Consider the following 20,817-nt stretch of genomic DNA (forward strand, 5'->3'; position numbering starts at 1 on the left):
GCGCCCCGGCGCCGCATGACATAGGCGATGCCGGATGCGTTAAAATGTCCGGCTCGCGCCGGATCGTCCCCGCCCGCCCCGCGCCGAATCTCGCTCAAGGAAACTCATGCGTCTGAAGAAATCGGGACTATGCGCCGCGCTGTGCGGCATCGCCCTGCTGACTGGCTGTGTCTCGCCCCTCGCCAACAAGAGCGCCGACCAGGCCGTCCGCAAGATCATGCTGCAAAACTGGAACAGCAAGGGCTACAACATCGACGCCGACATCGGCTTCGACGAACTGAAGGTCGCCGACGTCGACAAGGCCAAGGAAGACGGCGGCCAGCTGGAGCAGGCGGCCGCCTCCGCCGCCGATCAAATCGCCCGCAGCATGCGCCTCAACGTCAAGGCCGCCCTGGACGTGCCCGGCGGCAAGCTGGAACTGATTCCGGCGCTGCGCCTAGAACGCCGCAACTTGCTGACCAGCGTGCAATTGCCGCTGCAATTCCACGCCAAGGACCTGTCCTTGCTGGTGGACCCATCCGCCGCCTACCTGTTTGTACCGGAGATGCAAGCCTACGAGGGCAAGTTCCTGCGCGTGCGGCTGCCGCAGCGCGTGGCCGACAACTTCCCGCTCCAGGCCATGTACCAGGCCATGCCCAAACTGCTGGACGAAGCCTACGCCAAAGTGGACAAACAGGCGTTCAGCTTCCAGCCGCTGGACCCGCACGCGGCGGAACTGGGCGCGCGTTACAGGCTACGCATCGCCATGAGCCGCGCCCAGGAAAACCAGCTGGCTTCCCAGATTATCGCCGGCCTGATCCAGGTGGCGCGCCAGGAAGCCGCGCGCAAGCCGCAGATCAAGCCCGGCCCGCTGGGCAGCGAAAGCTTGCTGCAACTGATTGATAGCCTGATCAAAGCCTCCGACGCCAACCCGCTGAACAGCAATACCGTCAGCGATCTGTACGTCAGCCGGGGCGGCGACCTGCTGTCCATCCGCCAGACCATACGCTTCGACAGCCCGCGCGTCCGCGGCCAGGCCCATGCCGACATCCGCTACAGCCATCTGGGCAAGCCCGTGTTCGCCTTCCAGCCCGCCGAAGCGGACATCCTGGACTTGGAGCGCCTGGACAAGCCGGAATGGCTGAAATCGCTGGGTCTGGCCTTGCACGCGCTCAACCAGCCGCCGGCGGCCGGCGACGAAGCCGCGGCAGTGGAAAACGCCGCCCCGCAATAATCGCTAACAAACCAGCAACGCCGCCGGCGCGCTCGAAGAAACCCCGCGCCGCGCCGGCGGTCCCATCTTGGTCACGCGGCCCGGGCCGCCCACCGCAAGGATTTCCCCGCATGCAGATGAAACCGATCTCAGCCACACTCATCCTCGCCGCCCTGACGCTGCCAGCGGCCGTCAACGCCGCCGCCATCGCTCAGCTCAAGGCCTTCGTCGCCGGCAACAAAACCCTGAGCGCCGACTTCAAACAAGTGGTCAGCAACAAGAACAAGCGCGAGGAAGCCAGCGGCCGGCTGGAAATCGCCCGTCCCGGCAAATTCCGCTGGGAGTACAACAAGCCCTACGAACAATTGATCGTCGGCGACGGCAAGACGCTGTGGGTCTACGACAAAGACCTGGCGCAAGTCACTCGCAAGGCGCAGGGCGCGGCCCTGGGCTCCAGTCCTGCGGCGCTGCTGGCCGGCAACAACGCCATCGAACAGAACTATCAACTGAAGGAAGCCGGCAAAACCGGCGAGGTGGAGTGGCTGTCCGCCAGCCCCAAGCAGGCCGACAACAGCTTCAGCGCCATCCGCATGGGCTTCAAGGCCAATATGCTGGTGGAAATGGAGTTGACCGACAGCTTCGGCAACCACACCAAGGTCAGCTTCAGCGCGCCGCGGCAGAACCCGCCGCTGACCGCCTCCCGCTTCGCCTTCGTTCCGCCCAAGGGCGTGGACGTGGTCAGCGGCGATTAAAGCCCGCCAACAAAACCCCCGATCCTGCGTTACGCCTCCTTGTCGCGCCACTTTACTGCCTGCGTCGGCGCGCCTTGGCTCAGATTCTCTACGTGGTTTTGTTAGCGACGCTAAACCGCCCCTCTTTAATAGCCGCCTCTGGGCGGCTTTTCTTTGTAAACCGCCCCTGCCTTGCGCCAAAAACACCACAATCCAACACCGTTCCCGCAGCGTGAACTTGACTTTTATATATCTAAAAACATATCTTAAGATATATTTTCCATAGGAGAGCCGCCATGCCTCACCGCCTCGACACCCTTCTCCGCCACTTTGGCGGACGCCTTGCGCGTCATCGCCCCCACGCGACGGCCAGACACGGCCACGGCGGCTTCGGCGGCGGTGACGACGAAAGCATGACCCGCGGCCGCAAATTCAGCTCCGACGAACTGCAACTGCTCTTGCTGGCGATGCTGGAAGAACGGCCCAGCCACGGCTACGAACTGATCAAGGCGCTGCAAAGCCGCAGCAACGGCTTTTACAGCCCCAGCCCAGGCATGGTCTACCCGGCGCTGACTTATCTGGAAGAATTGGGCCACGTCACCGTGAGCCAGGAAGGCAACCGCAAATGTTATGCGCTGGCGGAGGCCGGCCGCGTGTCCCTGGAACAGAACCGCGAGCAAGTGGAATGGATGATGGCGCGGCTGCAGCACATCGCCCGCAAGATGAACTCCATCCGCCGCGCGCTGACCGGAGAAATGCCGCCGCCGGACGACGCCGCCGGAAGCTGGATTCCGGAGCTGACCCGCGCCCGCGGCGAATTGAAGCAAGCGCTGATGCGAACCGCCAACGTAGACGAGGATGAACAGCGCCGCATCGCCGCTATTCTGCGGCAGGCCTGTGAGCAAATTGTGGGCGACACCGGCTAAGACCCGCCAACAAAACCCCTGATCCTGCGTTGCGCCTCCTTGTCGTACCACTTGTACTGCCTGCGTCGGCGCGCCTTGACTCAGGTACGCTGCGCGGTTTTGTTAGCGGCTCTAACCCCACGCGCCCAGCCACGACATCAAGACAGGACACCCGATGACCACACCCAATCTGACCGTGCAACGCCTGCGCCACCCGCTGCGCTTCCGCCTGCTGCAAGTGCGCGCCACCCGCCAGCTCGGACCTAAACTACTCCGCGTCACCCTGGGCGGCGAAGACCTGGCCGGTTTTACCACCGCCTCCTTCGACGACCACCTTAAAGTGTTCTTTCCAGAACACCCGGACGGCAAGCCCGCGCTGCCGACGCTGGTGGACGAAACCCTGATTTACCCCGAGGGCCAGCCCCGCCCGACCGCGCGCGACTACACCCCCTGCCGCTTCGATCCTGAGCGGCAGGAGCTGGACCTGGAGTTCGTGCTGCATGAAGCCGGCCCGGCCACCAGCTGGGCGGCTCAGGCCAAGCCCGGCCAATATCTGGGCATCGGCGGCCCGCGCGGCTCCTTCGTCATCCCGGCGGACTTCGACTGGCACCTGTTGATCGGCGACGAATCCGCGCTGCCGGCTATCCGCCGCCGCCTGGCCGAACTGCCGCCCACGGCCAAGGTTATGGCTCTGCTGCAAACCAGCGAGGCGGACGAGCGCTGCGAACTGCCGCCCCACCCCAACGCCGACATCCGCTGGGTACATCAGGACGTCGCCGACTCGGAACCGGCTCTGCTCTCCGCGCTCAAGCAACTGGCGCTGCCGGCGGGCGAAGGCTTTGTCTGGGCCGCCGGCGAATACCACGCCATCCGCGCGGTGCGCCTGCACCTGCGCGAGGAGCGCGGCATCGACAAGAGCCGCATCCGCGCCGCCAGCTACTGGCGCGAGGGCAAGGCCGCCAGCCACGAAACCCTGGAAGACTGAGCCGCGGCTCAAACGACAAAGCCCCCGAACGGGGGCTTTGCTCAACTGGAGGCAAGAGACCAAGCAAGCCCCGCCTCTCCGGCAAGGCTTGCCCAAACGGGCTCAGTTGCGCGTCACCGCGTCGCCGGGCGCGTAAGCCGCGGCGTCGATGGGCGAATGCGCGGCGATGTACTCGCGCAGCATCTCGGCGTCGACGAAGCCGGTGTTGACGTAACCCGGATGCTTGTTCATCAGCGGGTAGCCGTCGCCGCCCGCGGCGATGAAGCTGTTGATCGCCATCCGGTAAGTCTTGGCCGGATTGATGGGCTGACCGCCGATCAGCGCCTGCTGCAGCTGGCCGCCGACGATGCGCAGCTTGACGCCGGCAAACTGGCCGAAGGCGCCCGCGCCGGGCGTCATGCTCGCGGCGGCTTTCAAGTAGTCCAGCACCTCCTGGCCGTTCAGGTCCACATAGGCCAGGGTGCTGCCGAAGGGGAACACCTTCAACACGTCGCGGTAGTTGATCGCGCCGGCCGGCAACGAATCACGGATGCCGCCGGAATTGGATACGGCGAAGTCCGCCTTGACCTTGTCCATCATCACCTTGCCGACGAACACACCCAGATTGGTGGGCTGACTGCGCACCACGCCGCGGTCGCCGTCCAGCTTGGCGCTGGTCCGGCCCACCGGCACATCCAGCGCCGCCTGACCTTTGTTCTGATAGTTTTGCAGGAAGTTGCGCAACTTGCCGTCTTCCTCGATCAACTGGGTATACGGCACCTTCCGTTCCTTGCCGTCCTCGCCCTTGACGGTTTTTTTCAGATTCACCGGCATCAACTGATATTTGGAGAGCTTGAGCTTGCCGTTCCGGAACTCGAAATCGGCGCGGCCCACGTATTTACCCCACTCGTGCGCCTGCACAATCCAGGCGCCATTCTGGCGATCCGGCGCGCAGGGAGCGCCCGGCACGTAGGCGTCGTCGCGCTGATTCTCCGCCTTCATGCACACCGGGTTCTGGCTGTGGCCGCCCACGATCAGGTCCAGCCCCTTCACCGCGCGCGCCATTTCCACATCGCCCGGCGCGTTCACGCCGTGCTGGCCATCGGTGTAATGGCCCATATGGGTGGCGGCAATGACGATGTCGGCCTTCTGGCGCAGTTCAGGCACCAGTTTACCGGCCTCGGCGATCGGGCTGCGGAACTCGATGCCCTTGACCTGCTCCGGGTTCACCATCTTGGCGGTATCGTCGGTGGTCAGGCCCAGCACCGCCACTTTCACCCCGCCCAGATTGAACATCGCGTAGGGATCGAACATGCGCTTGCCATCCTGGTAGATATTGGCGGACAGCATGGGGAAGTTGATCCACTGGCGCTGCTTCATCAGCACCGGCACCGGCTTGTCGAACTCGTGGTTGCCCACCGCCATCGCGTCGTAGCCGATGCGGCTCATGCCGCGGAAGTCCGGCTCCGCGTCCTGCAGATCGGATTCCGGCACCCCGGTGTTGATGTCGCCGCCGGACAGCAGCAGCATGTAGCCGCCGTCGGCCTTGACCTCGGCGCGCACCTGATCCACCAGCGTCTTTTGCGCGGCCAGCCCGTATTCGCCGTCGCTATTGGGCCAGAAACGACCGTGGTGGTCGTTGGTGTGCAGAATTGTGATTTTGTAAGTCTTGTCTTCGACGTAATTGCCTTTGCCCGGCGTGGCGGCGCAGGCGGAGAGCAGGCCGGCGGCCAACAGGGACAGGGCAATCGGTTTCACGGATAGCTTCATCGTTAATCCTCGTTCTTATGCAGGCGGCGGCTTGCGCAAGCCGCAAAAATGGCGGACCCGCGGGCCCGCCATTGCTGGAAGTGATTCACCAGCCGGACGCGCAAAACATCCAGCCAGGCGCCGGCGCTTACTTGCTCCAGCTATCCTTCAGGCCCACGGTGCGGTTGAACACCGCCTTGCTGCCGGCCTGGTGGTCGTGGCGGTCGGTGACGAAGTAGCCCAGGCGTTCGAACTGGAAGCGGGACTCCGGTTCGGCCTTCAACACGGCGTCTTCGACATAGGCGGTGACGGTGCTCAGCGATTCGCCGTTCAGGAACTGGCGGAAATCGACATACTCGCCGTCTTCGCCGCGCACCGCGTCCGGGCGCGGCTCGGTGAACAGACGCTCATACCAGCGCACTTCGGCCTGGATCGCGTGTTCGGCGGACACCCAGTGAATCACGCCCTTGACCTTGCGGCCTTCCGGGTTCTTGCCCAGGGTGTCGTGGTCAATGCTGCACTTGAGTTCCACCACATTGCCGGCCGCGTCCTTGACCACTTCCTCGCACTTGATCACGTAGGAATAGCGCAGGCGCACTTCGCCGCCGGCGGTCAGGCGCTGCCACTTGGGCGGCGGCACTTCGGCAAAATCGTCCTGTTCAATCCAGATCTCGCGGGCAATCGGCACTTCGCGCTCGCCAAACTCCGGATGATGCGGATGGAAGGGCGCGCTGCGGCTGGCGGTAACGGCGGCGTCGTAGTTGGTCAACGTCACTTTCAATGGTTTCACCACCGCCATCACGCGCGGAGAGTCGTTTTCCAGCGTCTCCCGCACCGCGCCTTCCAGCACGCTCATGTCAATGATGTTCTCGCCCTTGGACACGCCGATGCGCTGAGCGAACAGGCGGATGCCGGCCGGGCTGAAACCGCGGCGGCGCATGCCTTCCACCGTGGGCATGCGCGGGTCGTCCCAGCCGCTCACCAGGCCGTCGTTGACCAGCGCCTGCAGCTTGCGCTTGGAAGTCAGCGCGTACAGCAGCTCCAGCCGCGAGAACTCGTACTGGCGCGGGTGGCAGCCGATGCTGATATTGTCCAGCACCCAGTCGTACAACGGGCGGTGGTCTTCAAACTCCAGCGTGCACAAGGAGTGGGTAATGCCCTCGATGGCGTCGGAAATGCAGTGGGTGTAGTCGTACATCGGATAGATGCACCACGCGTCGCCGGTGCGGTGATGATGCGCGCGGCGGATGCGGTAGATCACCGGGTCGCGCAGATTCACATTGCCGGAAGACATGTCTATTTTCAGACGCAGCGTCTTGCTGCCGTCCGGGAACTCGCCGGCCCGCATGCGGGCGAACAGGTCCAGGTTTTCTTCCACGCTGCGATCGCGGAACGGGCTGTTCTTGCCCGGCTCCGTCAGGCTGCCGCGGTACTGGCGCATTTCTTCGGCGTTCAGATCGCAGACGAAGGCCTTGCCGTTCTGGATCAGCTCCACCGCGTAACCGTAAAGCTGCTCGAAATAATCAGAAGCGAAACGGACGTTGCCGTCCCAGTGGAAACCCAGCCACTCCACGCTGTCCTTGATCGACTGCACGAACTCGTCGGACTCTTTCTCCGGATTGGTGTCGTCCATGCGCAGATTGCACTTGCCCTTGTAATCATCGGCCAGGCCGAAGTTCAGGCAAATGGATTTGGCGTGACCGATGTGCAGGTAGCCGTTGGGCTCCGGCGGGAAGCGAGTGACGATGCCGCTGTGCTTGCCGGAAGCCAGGTCCTCGTCAATGATGTTGCGGATGAAATTGCTGACAACCGGCGCGTTGTTTTCCGTGCTCATTGTTTTGTGCAGTGCGATTATGACTAATCGAAGATTGTAACCGATTTCGCCCCGACTGGGAGCGGACCGGCCACGCCCGCCTCCCGTTTGATCGCCTTACACCAAGACCTTGCCCGTCAACTGTTCCAACAGCGCCAGCGGCGACTGTTGCGGCTGCGCCATCTCCGCCGCCGGCAGCCAGAAAGTCTGCTCCAGCATGAACTGGCCGGACATCACCGCGTGAGACGCGTGATCGGAGAAACAGACCCAAGCGCAGCCGGGCGGAAACGGCATGGTTTCCTGCGGGCATTGGCGCTGGTAATCCAAATCCGCCTTCATCGCGTCGTGCAGATGCAACATGATGTGGTCGTAAGCGCTGCGCTTGCGCTTGGTGATTTTCAAGGCCGCCAGCAAGGCCGCCGAACCCGGCCATTGCCGCGGCACCCGCGGCAACATGCGCCGCGCCATGTCGACGAAGGGCTCGCCCACCCGCCACACTCTGGGCTCGCCATGCGGGTTGATATTGCAGAACACTCGCAAAATGCGTTCGCCGTAATTGGGGCGGGACGGAAACGCGTCCACGTGCAGCCGGCTGTCGTCCTTGCGCCAGGAAGTCCGGCGCTCCTCTACCCGCATCAGCCGCAGGCTGGTGGGCGCGGCGCGCAGCTTGCCTTGGTACTCCGGCAGCAGCCTCGAGGCCAGATCGGCGGCGGCCCGCTGGTAACGCGAGATCAAGCCGCGCGCCTCCGCCTCCCGCTCCGCTCCGCCCACCACGCCGTGCAAGGCGCCGTTGCCCGGCTCCAGGCTGATGTTCTTGCGCTTGGGGTCGGCGATGGCCGGGTCCAGCAAGCGCCCCTCCTCGGCCAGCAGCTGGAAGTCGAAACGGGGCAGATACAAAACCTTGCCCCGCTCCAATTCATCCACATAGCGGCCTTGCGCCGCTTCATCCACCAATACGATCTGGCTCGTCATATTGAGCTCCTGCCTAAAACAATCATTTCCTTCACGGAGGGAATGGCGGAAACAACGGAGCTGACGCCGAGGCCTGCCCGGTTTTACCCGCCCCCTCCTCCTCCGGCCGCGCCATGGCGGCTGCTCGGCAAGCCGTTTCCGGTCTGGCGAATGGGCCGCTAGGATACGCCCGCGGCAGGAGAATGTCATGCCGAAACCGTCGCCTCCCGTTCCTGCGGCCAGGACGCGCAGCGCCTTGATTTTGATGAGCAAAACCGCCCCTTCGGCAAAACCCTACTGCAACCAAGGCAATTCCCAATAAAAAACAAGCGCTTATTCCACAAGCAAGGCGCAACTATGGCATAATGTCGGGTTGCTCGAACTTCAGTCCATTGCCAGCATGACGACCGCACACGCCGCCAAACCGATCACCTCTTACCGCAAGTACTGGGCCAGCCGCTTCGGCCCCGCCCCGTTCCTGCCGATGACCCGCGCCGAGATGGACCAGCTGGGCTGGGATTCCTGCGACATCATCCTGGTCACCGGCGACGGTTATATCGATCACCCCAGCTTCGGCATGGCGCTGGTGGGCCGGCTGCTGGAAGACCAAGGCTTCCGCGTGGGCATCATCTCCCAGCCGGATTGGCACTCCGCGGACGCTTTCCGCGAGCTGGGCAAGCCCAATCTGTTCTTCGGCGTCACCGCCGGCAATATGGATTCGATGATCAACCGCTACACCGCGGACCGCCGTCCGCGCTCGGACGACGCCTACACCCCGCACGCCGCGGCCAACAAGCGCCCGGACCGCGCCGTCACCGTCTACGCTCAACGCTGCCGCGAGGCCTACCCCGGCGTGGGCGTGATGGTGGGCAGCATTGAGGCCAGCCTGCGCCGCATCGCCCACTACGACTACTGGAGCGAGAAAGTGCGCCCGTCGGTGCTGATCAACTCCAAGGCCGACCTGCTGCTGTACGGCAACGCCGAGCGCGCGTTGGTGGAAGTGGCGCATCGCGCCGCCAGGGGCGAAAAGCTCAGCGAGATCCGCGACGTGCGCGGCACCGCCTTCATCGTGCCGCACGGCTGGCGTCCGGACGAAGAATGGCAGGAGATGGATTCCAGCGTGGTGGATCTGCCGGGCAAGGTGGACGCCCACCTCAACCCTTACCAGGAAATCCCGGAACAGGCGGCCGAAGCCACCAAGGACCAGGACCCGTCCAAACCGCAAGTCATCCGCATCGAATCGCGCGAAGAGCGCCTGGCCAAGCGCCGCGCCGAACGCGCCAAGACCGTGATCCGCATTCCGGCCTACGAGGCCGTGGCCCACGACCCGGTGCTGTACGCCCACGCCAGCCGCACCCTGCACCTGGAATCCAACCCCGGCAACGCCCGCGCTCTGGTGCAGATGCACGGCGAGCGCGACGTGTGGCTGACGCCGCCGCCCATTCCGCTCACCACCGAGGAAATGGACCACGTCTACGGCCTGCCCTACGCCCGCAATCCGCACCCCAGCTACGGCGACGCCAACATTCCGGCCTGGGAAATGATCAAGTACTCGGTCAACATCATGCGCGGCTGTTTCGGCGGCTGTACCTTCTGTTCCATCACCGAGCACGAAGGCCGCATCATCCAGAGCCGTTCCGAGGAATCCATCCTCAAGGAAATCGAGGAAATCCGGGACAAAACCCCGGGCTTCACCGGCCACATCTCGGACCTGGGCGGCCCCACGGCCAATATGTACCGCCTCTCCTGCAAGGACCCGAAGATCGAGCGCTCCTGTAGGAAGCTGTCCTGCGTGTTCCCGGACATCTGCGAAAACCTGAACACCGACCACAGCCACCTGATCCAGCTCTACCGCAAGGCGCGCGCGCTGCCGGGGGTGAAGAAGATCAATATCCAGTCCGGCTTGCGCTACGACCTGGCCGTGCGCTCACCCGAATACATCAAGGAACTGGTGCAGCACCATGTGGGCGGCTATCTGAAGATCGCCCCAGAGCACACCGAGGACGGCCCGCTGTCCATGATGATGAAACCGGGCATGGGCGCTTACGACAAGTTCAAGGAACTGTTCGAGCGCTTCAGCCGTCAGGCTGGCAAGGAGCAATATCTGATCCCCTACTTCATCGCCGCCCACCCCGGCACCAGCGACGAAGACATGATGAACCTGGCGCTATGGCTGAAGAAGAACAACTTCCGCCTGGATCAGGTGCAAACCTTCACCCCCACGCCGATGGCGATGGCCACCACCATGTGGCATACCCGCCGCAACCCGCTCAAACGCTTGAGCCGCAGCTCGGAAAAAGTGGATGTGGTGCGCGACGGCTACCGCCGCAAGCTGCACAAGGCCTTCTTGCGCTATCACCATCCGGACAACTGGCAGATCCTCCACGACGCGCTGATCCAGATGGGCCGCGCGGACCTGATCGGCCACAGCAAGCACTGTCTGATTCCGCCAACGCCGCCGGGCGACAAGGCCGCCGCCGTGCGCCACCGCATGGGCGCGCCGCTGTCGCGCAACAAGGCGCCCGGCCAGCGCGCCGCGGCTCCCGCCGGACACGGTCAGCGCGGCAAACCCGCGCAGACCAAAACCGCGGCCAAGCCCCACGCCGGCCAAACGCCGGCCGGACGCGGCAAGCCCACGAAACCGGGCAGCAAACCGGCAGCCGCAGGCAAGGGCCGCAGCCGTTGAATCCAGCCGCCCACGGGCGGCTTTTTGCCGACCGGCGGCCGGGCACTTTACCCCGCCGCCGACGTCTCAGAACCTAATATACGATCTCGCGAGCCAAGGCGAAAACAAGCGGAAAAGCGGCATGCACAAGGGTACATGAGCATTGTGAGCTTGTTTTTAACGCCGCATCGCCGACACGTAGCAGATCGTAAATAGCTTCTCAACCCCATACCACGCCCAGCGAGCCCGCCATGATCCACATCGACTTCGACCACAGCTACGCCCGCGACCTGCCCGACGCCTGCATGCCGGTCAAGCCCGACGCCCCGCCCGCGCCGGCTCTGCTGTACTGGAACGCCGCGCTGGCGGAGGAACTGGGCCTGGACAGCAGCCAGGCCGACACCGCGAAGCTGGCCGCCGCCTTCTCCGGCGCCGCGCTGCCGGCCGGGGCCAGGCCGGTGGCCCAAGCCTATGCCGGCCACCAGTTCGGCGGACTGTCCCCCTCGCTGGGCGACGGCCGCGCGCTGCTGCTGGGCGAAGTCATGGACCGCAACGGCCAGCGCCGCGACATCGCCTTCAAAGGCAGCGGCCGCACCCCGTTCTCGCGCCGCGGCGACGGTAAAGCCGCGGTGGGGCCAATGCTGCGCGAACTGATCATAGGCGAAGCCATGCACGCTCTCGCCATCCCCAGCACCCGCGCGCTGGCCGTCACCGCCACCGGCGAAACCGTCTACCGCGAACAGGCGCTGCCCGGCGCGGTACTGACCCGCGTCGCCGCCAGCCACCTGCGCGTCGGCACCTTCCAGTTCTTCGCTCTCCGCGGCGAACGGGACATGCTGCGCCGGCTGGCCGACTACACCCTGGCGCGCCACTACCCCCAACTGGCCGGCGCCGAGCAGCCCTATCTGGCGCTGCTGCAAGCGGTGGCGGAACGCCAGGCGGAGCTGATCGCCCGCTGGATGCACGCCGGCTTCATCCACGGCGTGATGAACACCGACAATATGGCGCTCAGCGGCGAAACCATAGACTACGGCCCCTGCGCCTTCATGGACGTCCACCACCCGTCCACCGTGTTCAGCTCCATAGACAGCGGCGGCCGCTACGCCTACGGCAACCAGCCGGCCATCGCCCAATGGAACCTGGCCCGGCTGGCGGAAACCCTGCTGCCGCTGCTGGACCCGGACGAACCCAAGAACGCGGTGCCGACGGCCACCGCCGTCATCGAAGACTTCGCCGAGCGCTACCAGGCCCACTGGCTGCAACAGGCGCGCCGCAAGCTGGGCCTGAGCCAGGCCCAGGACATCGACCAGGAGCTGGCAGAAGACTGGCTGGCGCTGCTGGCGCGCCAGGACGCCGACCACACCCTGGCCTGGCGCCGGCTGGCCGACGCCGCCGAAGGCCGCGACCAGGCGCTGACCCAGCTCTTCAACGACCCCGCCGCCGCCGAACCGTGGCTGGCCCGCTGGCGCCAACGGCTGGACGCCGAGCCGCAAGCCGCCGCCGAGCGCGCTGCCGCGCTGCGCCAGGCCAACCCCCTCTATATCCCGCGCAACCACTTGGTGGAAGAAGCGCTGGCCGCCGCCAGCGATCATGGCGATATGGGGCCGACACTGACGCTGCTGGACGTATTGCGACAGCCCTTCACCGAACGCGCCGGCCTGGAGCGCTACACGCTGCCGGCCGCGCCGGAAGTGGCGCAGGGGTATCGGACCTTCTGCGGCACCTGACACGCATCAACAAGCCACACACGGCCAACCAAGCAAAAAGCGCAAGGCTCCCCGCCTTGCGCTTTCTTCATGGCGCGGCTCCCCACGCCTCAAACCAGCCGCTTCTCCATCACATAATCGTCCATCACAAAGCCGTTGCCGATATCAAACACCGCCTCCTCACGCACCAGGAAGCCGCGGCGCTGATACACCGCGATCGAACCGGCATTGTGTTTGTTCACCGTCAGCACCAGGGTATGGCAACCGCGCTGCCGCGCCGCCCGTTCCACCGCATCCAACATATAAGCGCCTAGGCCGCGACCGCGCATTTCCGCCAATAAATACAGCTGCTCCAGCTTCATCTCCCCCGGCGTCGCCGTCAGCGCGTAACTGCAATAGCCCACCGCCCGGCCATCCAGCTTCAGCAGGCAGAACCAGCGGTCCGGCGCGTCCAGATAGGCCGACAGCTTCTCCGGAACATAACGGCTGGCCAGCATGTATTCGATCTGCTCGCGGCTGATCATGCTGATGAAATGCTGATGCCAGATCTCGCCGGCCAGCGTGGCCAAGACGGGGAAATCGGCGGAGGTCAACGGCTCCAGACAAACGCTTTGGCTCATGCGCGGCACTCTCCAAGTGAACGGTCATACACGGGAAATGTGGGCGACACCTCTCGCTGACAAGTCCAAGGGCATTCGATTTAACCCGGCGGCTTCACCCGAACGGGCAAGACAGTTAGAATACAAACATCATAAAACGGCGCTAAAAACCAGCCGTCGCCACCTTCCCGCAGCGAGACCCCATGCACTTCATTTTCGATATCGACGGCACCATTTGCTTCAACGGTAGAACCATCAGTCCAACCATTCAGGGCGCGCTGGACGGCTTGCGCCGACACGGCCACCAGCTAGGCTTCGCTTCCGCCCGCCCCTACCGCGACATCCTGCCGCTGCTGGATGCCCGCTTCCACGACGCGCTGATCATCGGCGCCAACGGCGCAATGAGCCATCAGCAAGGCGAGCTGCGGCGGCTGACCCCTATCCCGGACCCGGTGTTCGCTGACATCACCCAACTGGCGCAACGCTTTGCCGCGTCCTATCTGGTGGACCTCAGCTGGGACTACCATTACAGCGGCGACGCCGGCCATCCCTTCCTGGCCAAAGTGGACCCAGGCAAGCTGGCCAGCCATGTCGGCGCGGAAGACATCCGCCAGCCGGCCAAGCTGCTGATCACCGCCTGCGCCGATGTCCCCGGCCTGCGCCGGGAGTTGGACGCTCACGCCGGCGTGGAACTGCACCACCATTCCGACGAACAGATCTTCGACATCACCGCCGCCGGCGTCAGCAAGATGGCCGCCCTGCGCCAATGCGGCATCGACGCCGATGAGCTGATCTGCTTCGGCAACGACAGCAACGACGTCAGCATGTTTCTGGAGGCCGGTCACTCGGTGCAGGTGGGCGCCCACCCGCGGCTGGCGGAACTGGCCAGCGAACGGCTGCCGCTGGATCAGGACATTGAAGCGCGGCTGGTGGACACCATCGCGCGGCTGAGCCGCGCCTCCTCGCCCGCGCGGCGGGATTGAAAAAGCAGGCTTCGCCAAGGATAAATAAGGTAGCGCCGCTCACAAAGAGGCTGCGTTGCGCCGGCTTGCCATACTCAATGAACCGCCTGCGTCAACCCGCCTTGCTCCAGATTATCTGCGAGCGGCTCCGCCATAACCCCTCCCGCTCGCCTCAACCCCATGGAGCGCTCATGCCCGCCACCCTGAAGCTGTCCGAACTGATCAGCTCGCTAAGCTATGCGCTGGACATCACCGAAGGCCAGCCGGAAGGCCATTGCATCCGCAGTTGCTGGATTGGCATGCATATCGGCCAAAGCATAGGCCTAGCCCCGCAGCCGCTATGGGATTTGTACTACGCCATCCTGCTCAAGGACCTGGGCTGCAGCAGCAATGCGGCGCGCATCAGCGAGTTGTACCAAACCGACGACCGCAGCTTCAAACAGGACTTCAAGCAAGTGGGGGCCAGCCTGCCGCAAATGCTGGGTTTTGTGTTCAAGAACACCGGCACCCACAGCGCGGGCTGGGCGCGGCGCGCGGCCTCCATCCTCAACGTGCTGCGCCACGGCAAAGCAATGGCGGACGAGTTGATCAACACCCGCTGCCACCGCGGCGCCGACATCGCCCGCCAACTGCGCTTCAATGAAAACGTGGCGCGCGGCATCCAATCGCTGGACGAACACTGGGACGGCTCCGGCAGGCCGCTGGGCCTGCGCGGCGACGCCATCCCGCTGAACTCCCGCATCGCCCTGCTGGCTCAGGTGATAGATGTGTTCCACATCACCCATGGCCGCCAAGCCGCGCTGGACCAAGCGCTGCGCCGCGCCGGCGGATGGTTCGACCCGGAACTGGTGGCCGCCTTTCGCCGGGTCAGCGCCAGGCCGGATTTCTGGCGGCAGCTGGAGGCCGACGACATCGATCAGGCGGTGCTGAGGCTGGAGCCGGCCCAATGCACGGTGCCGCTGGACGAGGATTATCTGGATGAAATCGCCGAAGGCTTCGGCCAGGTGGTGGACTCCAAAAGCCCCTTCACCGCCGGCCACAGCCAGCGAGTGGGCCATTACGCCGACCAGATCGCCGCGGAGCTGGAACTGGGCCAGGCGCGGCGGCGCTGGCTGAAACGCGGCGCGCTCTTGCACGACGTGGGCAAACTGGGCGTCAGCAACACCATACTGGACAAGCCCGGCAAGCTGGAGGCGGACGAATGGGAGGCGGTCAAACGCCACGCCGGCTACACCGAGGCCATTCTGGGCCGCATCGAACACTTCGCCGAACTGGCCTGGGTGGCCGGCGCCCATCACGAGCGCCCGGACGGCGGCGGCTACCCGCGCGGCCTGTCCGGCGACGCCATCGCGCTGGAAACCCGCATCATCACCGCCGCGGACATCTTCGACGCCATCAACGCGGAACGCCCCTACCACCCGGCTACCCCGGCGCCGCAAACGCTGGACATCATGCGCCGGCACCTGGGCAGCGCCATCGACCCGGCCTGTTTCGCCGCGCTGGAACAGGTGCTGCGCCAGGAAGGCGCCTTGTCTTGAGCGCATAAAAAACCGCCGGCGCAAAGCCGGCGGTTTTAATGGCGATCAGCGGTTTTCACTCCAGCTGTTCGTTCAGTTTGAGCTTGCCCACCAGCCAGGTGTGATCATAGCTGACGATCTCGAACGGGTTGCCGAAGGGGTCGACGAAGGACAGCGAGCAGAAAAAGCGATGGTCGCGCACGGAATCCCGAGCGATGGTCTGGCCGTCGCGATTAGTGACGCGTTCGCCGGCCAGCTGGTCTATCCACTCCAGAAAATCCTGGCCGCTCACCACAAAGGCGATATCGCCCTGATGGTTGGCCGCCCCGCTCTTGTCCTCGCTCATCGCCAGGCGCACCGCCCCGTTGGCGTTGGCCAGCATTACCGCTCCGTGCGGGCCTTCGCGCATATGCTTGTAGCGCGGGTCCGGGGCCATGGCCAGCACGCGCTGATACCATTTCAGGGCCTTGGGCACGTCAGTCACACGAATGTGGATGTGATCGATCTTGCCTAAAGTCAGCATGACTTCCTCATATTGTTTTTGATGCGATGGCCCTTGGGCAAGGCGCCGTCCACGGGGCGGCGACGCTGCTCTCCCCTTGCCGCCGCCGGTATTTCTTTATAACAGCAAGCTGTCTATCCGCGCATTGTACTTGATTGCCATCAGGCTTGCTCGCGCTGCAACAAGGGCTGCAGATAGCGCCCGGTATGGCTGACCGGATTGGCCGCCACTTGTTCCGGCGTGCCGGTGGCGATGATCTGGCCGCCGCCGGCGCCGCCTTCCGGCCCCAAATCTATCAGCCAGTCCGCGGTCTTGACCACGTCCAGATTGTGTTCGATCACCGCCACGGTGTTGCCGCTTTCGCGCAGGCGGTGCAGCACCTGCAGCAACAGATCGATGTCATGGAAATGCAGGCCGGTGGTGGGTTCGTCCAAGATATACAAGGTGCGGCCGGTGTCGCGCTTGGACAACTCCAGCCCCAGCTTGACGCGCTGGGCCTCGCCGCCGGACAGGGTGGTGGCGCTCTGCCCCAGCCGGATGTAGCCCAGGCCCACTTCCATCAGAGTGCGCAGCTTGCGCGCCACGGTGGGCACCACGCTGAAGAAATCCAGCGCCTGCTCCACCGTCATTTCCAGCACCTCGTGAATGTTCTTGCCCTTGTATTGCACTTCCAGGGTTTCGCGGTTGTAGCGCTTGCCGTGGCAAACGTCGCAGGGCACGTAGACATCGGGCAGAAAGTGCATTTCCACCTTGATCATGCCGTCGCCCTGGCAGGCTTCGCAGCGGCCGCCCTTGACGTTGAAGGAGAAGCGGCCCGGGCCGTAGCCGCGCTCACGCGACAGCGGCACGCCGGCAAACAGCTCGCGGATGGGGGTGAACAGGCCGGTGTAGGTGGCCGGGTTGGAGCGCGGGGTGCGGCCGATCGGGCTTTGGTCGACATTGATCACCTTGTCCAGCTGCTTCAGGCCCTGGATGTCCTGATAGGCCGCGGGCTCTTCGCTGGCGCCATTCAGTTCCCGCGCGGTGATCTTGTACAAGGTGTCGTTGATCAGCGTGGATTTGCCGGAGCCGGACACGCCGGTAATGCACACCAGCATGCCCAGCGGCAGTTCAAGGGTGACGTTCTTGAGGTTGTTGCCGCTGGCGCCGACCAGACGCAGCATGCGCTCCGGGTCCACCTTGCGGCGCTCCCCGCCCAGCGCGATGCGGCGGCGGCCGGACAGGTAGTCGCCGGTGATGGAATGGCCGCAGGCGGCCACTTCGGCCGGGGTGCCGGCCACCAGCACTTCGCCGCCGTGCTCGCCGGCGCCCGGCCCCATATCCACCAGATAGTCCGCGGCGCGGATGGCGTCTTCGTCGTGCTCGACCACGATTACGCTGTTGCCCAGATCCCGCAGCCGCATCAAGGTGGCCAGCAGGCGGTCGTTGTCCCGCTGGTGCAGGCCGATGGACGGCTCGTCCAGCACATACATCACGCCGGTGAGGCCGGAGCCGATCTGGCTGGCCAGGCGGATGCGCTGCGCCTCGCCGCCGGACAGGGTGTCCGCGGAGCGGGACAGGTTGAGGTAATCCAGGCCCACATTGTTGAGGAAGGACACCCGCTCGCTGATTTCCTTGACGATTTTTTCCGCCACCGCCTGCTTCTGACCGCTGAACGCCAGTTGGGCGAAGAAAAGCGCGGTCTCCTTCAAGGGCATCTGGTTGATCTCGTACAGGGTTTTTTCACCGACAAAGACGTGGCGCGCCTCCAGGCGCAGCCGCGAGCCCTGGCAATGCGGGCAGGGCTGGTTGTTCTGATACTTGGCCAGTTCTTCGCGCACGGCCGCGGAGTCGGTTTCGCGGTAGCGACGCTCCAGGTTGGGGATGATGCCTTCAAAGGGGTGCGCGCGGCTGAACTTGGTGCCCTTCTCCGACATATAGCTGAATTCGATGCTGTCTCGGCCAGAGCCATGCAACACCACATTGCGCACTTTTTCCGGCAGGTCTTCAAAGGCGAGCTCGGCCACGGAGAAGCCGTAATGCTCGCCCAGCGACATCAGCATCTGAAAATAGAACTGATTGCGCTTGTCCCAACCCTTGATCGCGCCGGCGGCCAGGCTCAATTCCGGATGCGCCACCACGCGGCGCGGATCGAAGAAAGTGATTTCGCCCAGGCCGTCGCACTTGGGGCAGGCGCCCATCGGGTTGTTGAAGGAGAACAGCCGCGGCTCCAGTTCCGGCAGGCTGTAGGAACACACCGGGCAGGCGAACTTGGCGGAGAACCAGTGCTCTTCGCCCTTATCCATTTCCACGGCGATGGCGCGGCCTTCGGCATGGCGCAGCGCGGTTTCGAAGCTTTCCGCCAGCCGCTGCTTCATGTCCTCGCGCACTTTCAGACGGTCTATCACCACCTCGATGGTGTGCTTCTTGTTCTTGTCCAGCTTGGGCACGGCGTCGATTTCAAACACTTCGCCGTCCACGCGCACCCGCACAAAGCCCTGGGCGCGCAGGTCTTCGAACAGGTCAAGATTCTCCCCCTTGCGGCCAACGATAACCGGGGCCAGGATCATCACCCGGCTTTCCTCCGGCAGCGCCAGCACATGATCCACCATCTGACTGACGGTTTGCGAGGACAACGGCACGCCGTGCTCCGGGCAATGCGGCTCGCCCACCCGCGCGTACAACAGACGCAGGTAGTCGTGGATTTCGGTGACGGTGCCGACGGTGGAGCGCGGATTGTGGCTGGTGGCCTTCTGCTCGATGGAGATCGCCGGGGACAGGCCTTCAATCAGGTCCACGTCCGGCTTTTCCATCAATTGCAGGAACTGGCGCGCATAGGCGGACAGGCTTTCCACATAGCGGCGCTGACCTTCCGCGTACAGGGTGTCGAAGGCCAGCGAGGATTTGCCGGAGCCGGACAGGCCGGTAATCACGATCAATTGGTGGCGGGGCAAATCCAGGTTGATGTTCTTCAGATTGTGCGTGCGTGCGCCGCGAATGCGAATGCTGTCCATATTGGAGCGTAACTCACCGTCGGTCAGGGAACCTGTTAATATACCTGACTTGGCAAGTCTGACTCCACCAGATCTTTAACGCGCGGCGTCATCCGGAACGGCGCCGGACCGTTACTAGAACCATGGGGCGCGGCCCTCAGGCCGCAGCCCGCCAGCAACACAAACGACGCACACAAGAATGAACGCAACAGAACTCCGGGCCAGCCTTGGCCTCGCCGGCATCTACGCCCTGCGCATGCTGGGCATGTTCCTGATCCTGCCGGTATTCGCCCTGTACGCCCAAACCCTGGAAGGCGCGGACAACCACACGCTGATCGGCATCGCGCTGGGCAGTTACGGCCTGACCCAGGCCCTGCTGCAACTGCCGCTGGGCATGCTGTCCGACAAGATAGGCCGCAAAAAAGTGATTTACGGCGGCTTGCTGCTGTTTGCGCTGGGCAGCTTCGTCGCCGCCGGCGCGCACGACATCACCACCCTGACCGTGGGCCGGGTCATCCAGGGCGCCGGGGCCATTTCCGCCGCCATCACCGCGCTGCTGGCGGACCTGACCCGCGAGGAAAACCGCACCAAGGCGATGGCGATGATAGGCATGTCCATCGGCACCACCTTCGCCGCCAGCCTGGTGCTGGGGCCTCTGCTGGCCAAGTACATCGGCGTCAACGGCATTTTCGCGCTCACCGGCGCGCTGTCTCTGGCGGCGTTGATCGGCGTGTGGCTGATCATTCCGGACCCGGTCAGCTCGCGTTTTCACTCGGACACCGAAGCCAACGCCAAGCGGCTGCCCGCGGTCTTGAAAGACCCGCAACTACTGCAGCTGAACTACGGCATCTTCGCGCTGCACGCGGCGCAGATGGCCATGTTCGTCACCATTCCCTTCGCGCTGATCAAGACCGCTCACCTGGACAAGACCCAACACTGGCAGGTGTACCTGCCTGTTACGGTAATCGGCTTCCTGTTGATGGTCCCGGCCATTATCTACGGCGAGAAAAAAGCCAGGCTCAAGCAAGTGTTTGTCGGCGCCATCGCACTGATGGCCGCCGCACAGATGGGCATGGCGATGGCGCTGGACAGCTTCTGGCAGATCGTGATCTGGCTGGGTTTGTATTTCATCGCCTTCAATATCCTGGAAGCCACGCTCCCCTCATTGATTTCCAAGATCGCTCCGGCCGATGCCAAGGGAACCGCGATTGGCGTGTATAATACCGCCCAATCCCTTGGCCTGTTCCTGGGCGCGGCGGCCGGCGGCTGGTTGTACACCCGCTTCGGCCCGGCCGGCGTGTTCGGCTTCACCAGCCTGCTGATGCTGACTTGGCTGTTGTGGTCGCTGGCCATGCGGCCGCCCAAGCCGGTGCGCTCGGTGATGTTCCACATCGGCGAGGACTGGCGGGGCGATGCCGGCGACCTGTCCCGCCAATTGGCCGGCGTGGCCGGCGTGCATGAAGCCGTGGTCGTGTTGGAAGACCACGTGGCCTATCTGAAGGTATCGCAGCAACAGTGGGATGAAGCGACGGTGCAGCGCCTGATCGGAGCCACCTTCTGAGCCGCGGCGACAGGCCAAATATTTAGAT

The 20,817-nt window shown here is 64.3% G+C and carries 15 protein-coding genes; 9 read left to right on the forward strand and 6 right to left on the reverse strand.

The genetic code is table 11. The features are described 5' to 3' along the window. Positions 1 to 106: 106 nt before the first annotated feature. The 4 genes from DXT74_RS17995 to DXT74_RS18010 all read left to right on the forward strand — a co-directional run bounded on the left by DXT74_RS17995 (position 107) and on the right by DXT74_RS18010 (position 3,813). On the forward strand, positions 107 to 1,213 hold the full coding sequence (locus DXT74_RS17995; RefSeq protein ID WP_194426661.1) for a hypothetical protein: 1,107 nt from the start codon (positions 107 to 109) through the stop codon (positions 1,211 to 1,213). Between the two features lie 110 nt (positions 1,214 to 1,323). Next, positions 1,324 to 1,944 (forward strand): outer membrane lipoprotein chaperone LolA, encoded by a 621-nt coding sequence (gene lolA / locus DXT74_RS18000; RefSeq protein ID WP_231138217.1) that lies wholly within the window; start codon positions 1,324 to 1,326, stop codon positions 1,942 to 1,944. Between the two features lie 275 nt (positions 1,945 to 2,219). Next, entirely contained in the window at positions 2,220 to 2,849 is a 630-nt protein-coding gene (locus tag DXT74_RS18005; protein WP_194426662.1) for a PadR family transcriptional regulator, read from the forward strand. Positions 2,850 to 3,003: 154 nt separating this feature from the next. After that, positions 3,004 to 3,813, forward strand: coding sequence for a siderophore-interacting protein (locus DXT74_RS18010; RefSeq protein WP_194426663.1), 810 nt, complete (start codon positions 3,004 to 3,006; stop codon positions 3,811 to 3,813). A 102-nt stretch (positions 3,814 to 3,915) separates the two neighbouring features. Here the strand turns inward: DXT74_RS18010 and ushA are convergent, their stop codons facing one another. From ushA to DXT74_RS18025, 3 genes are all read right to left on the reverse strand, one after another. Next, complete coding sequence (gene ushA, locus DXT74_RS18015) at positions 3,916 to 5,562, reverse strand: bifunctional UDP-sugar hydrolase/5'-nucleotidase UshA (RefSeq protein WP_194426664.1); 1,647 nt, start codon at positions 5,560 to 5,562, stop codon at positions 3,916 to 3,918. Positions 5,563 to 5,689: 127 nt separating this feature from the next. Next, positions 5,690 to 7,375, reverse strand: a complete 1,686-nt coding sequence (locus DXT74_RS18020) for a glutamine--tRNA ligase/YqeY domain fusion protein (RefSeq protein WP_043640723.1) — start codon at positions 7,373 to 7,375, stop codon at positions 5,690 to 5,692. Positions 7,376 to 7,471: 96 nt separating this feature from the next. Next, complete coding sequence (locus tag DXT74_RS18025) at positions 7,472 to 8,326, reverse strand: Kdo hydroxylase family protein (RefSeq protein ID WP_043591554.1); 855 nt, start codon at positions 8,324 to 8,326, stop codon at positions 7,472 to 7,474. Positions 8,327 to 8,705: 379 nt separating this feature from the next. Here DXT74_RS18025 and DXT74_RS18030 point away from each other — a divergent pair, with 379 nt between their 5' ends. Both DXT74_RS18030 and DXT74_RS18035 read left to right on the forward strand, forming a co-directional pair. Continuing rightward, a complete protein-coding gene (locus tag DXT74_RS18030; protein WP_194426665.1) occupies positions 8,706 to 10,991 on the forward strand; it encodes a YgiQ family radical SAM protein in 2,286 nt (761 codons plus the stop codon). Between the two features lie 230 nt (positions 10,992 to 11,221). Next, the gene (locus DXT74_RS18035; RefSeq protein ID WP_194426666.1) at positions 11,222 to 12,697 is read left to right on the forward strand and encodes a YdiU family protein; all 1,476 of its coding nucleotides are present in this window, start codon (positions 11,222 to 11,224) and stop codon (positions 12,695 to 12,697) included. 89 nt (positions 12,698 to 12,786) lie between these two features. Here the strand turns inward: DXT74_RS18035 and DXT74_RS18040 are convergent, their stop codons facing one another. Further along, positions 12,787 to 13,296 (reverse strand): GNAT family N-acetyltransferase, encoded by a 510-nt coding sequence (locus DXT74_RS18040; RefSeq protein ID WP_194426667.1) that lies wholly within the window; start codon positions 13,294 to 13,296, stop codon positions 12,787 to 12,789. A 182-nt stretch (positions 13,297 to 13,478) separates the two neighbouring features. Here DXT74_RS18040 and DXT74_RS18045 point away from each other — a divergent pair, with 182 nt between their 5' ends. Beyond that, a complete protein-coding gene (locus DXT74_RS18045; protein WP_194426668.1) occupies positions 13,479 to 14,258 on the forward strand; it encodes an HAD family hydrolase in 780 nt (259 codons plus the stop codon). A gap of 170 nt (positions 14,259 to 14,428) precedes the next feature. Next, positions 14,429 to 15,775, forward strand: a complete 1,347-nt coding sequence (locus DXT74_RS18050) for an HD-GYP domain-containing protein (protein WP_194426669.1) — start codon at positions 14,429 to 14,431, stop codon at positions 15,773 to 15,775. A gap of 55 nt (positions 15,776 to 15,830) precedes the next feature. Here DXT74_RS18050 and DXT74_RS18055 read toward each other — a convergent pair whose 3' ends face one another. Both DXT74_RS18055 and uvrA read right to left on the reverse strand, forming a co-directional pair. Further along, positions 15,831 to 16,277, reverse strand: a complete 447-nt coding sequence (locus tag DXT74_RS18055) for a VOC family protein (RefSeq protein WP_043591565.1) — start codon at positions 16,275 to 16,277, stop codon at positions 15,831 to 15,833. A 140-nt stretch (positions 16,278 to 16,417) separates the two neighbouring features. After that, the gene (gene uvrA / locus DXT74_RS18060) at positions 16,418 to 19,249 is read right to left on the reverse strand and encodes an excinuclease ABC subunit UvrA (protein ID WP_194426670.1); all 2,832 of its coding nucleotides are present in this window, start codon (positions 19,247 to 19,249) and stop codon (positions 16,418 to 16,420) included. A 178-nt stretch (positions 19,250 to 19,427) separates the two neighbouring features. On the opposite strand from uvrA, the gene DXT74_RS18065 reads away from it, so the two are divergent. Next, a complete protein-coding gene (locus DXT74_RS18065) occupies positions 19,428 to 20,789 on the forward strand; it encodes an MFS transporter (RefSeq protein ID WP_194426671.1) in 1,362 nt (453 codons plus the stop codon). Positions 20,790 to 20,817 lie beyond the last annotated feature (28 nt).

It is taken from the genome of Chromobacterium sp. Rain0013 (assembly GCF_015291765.1).
GTDB lineage: Bacteria > Pseudomonadota > Gammaproteobacteria > Burkholderiales > Chromobacteriaceae > Chromobacterium > Chromobacterium haemolyticum.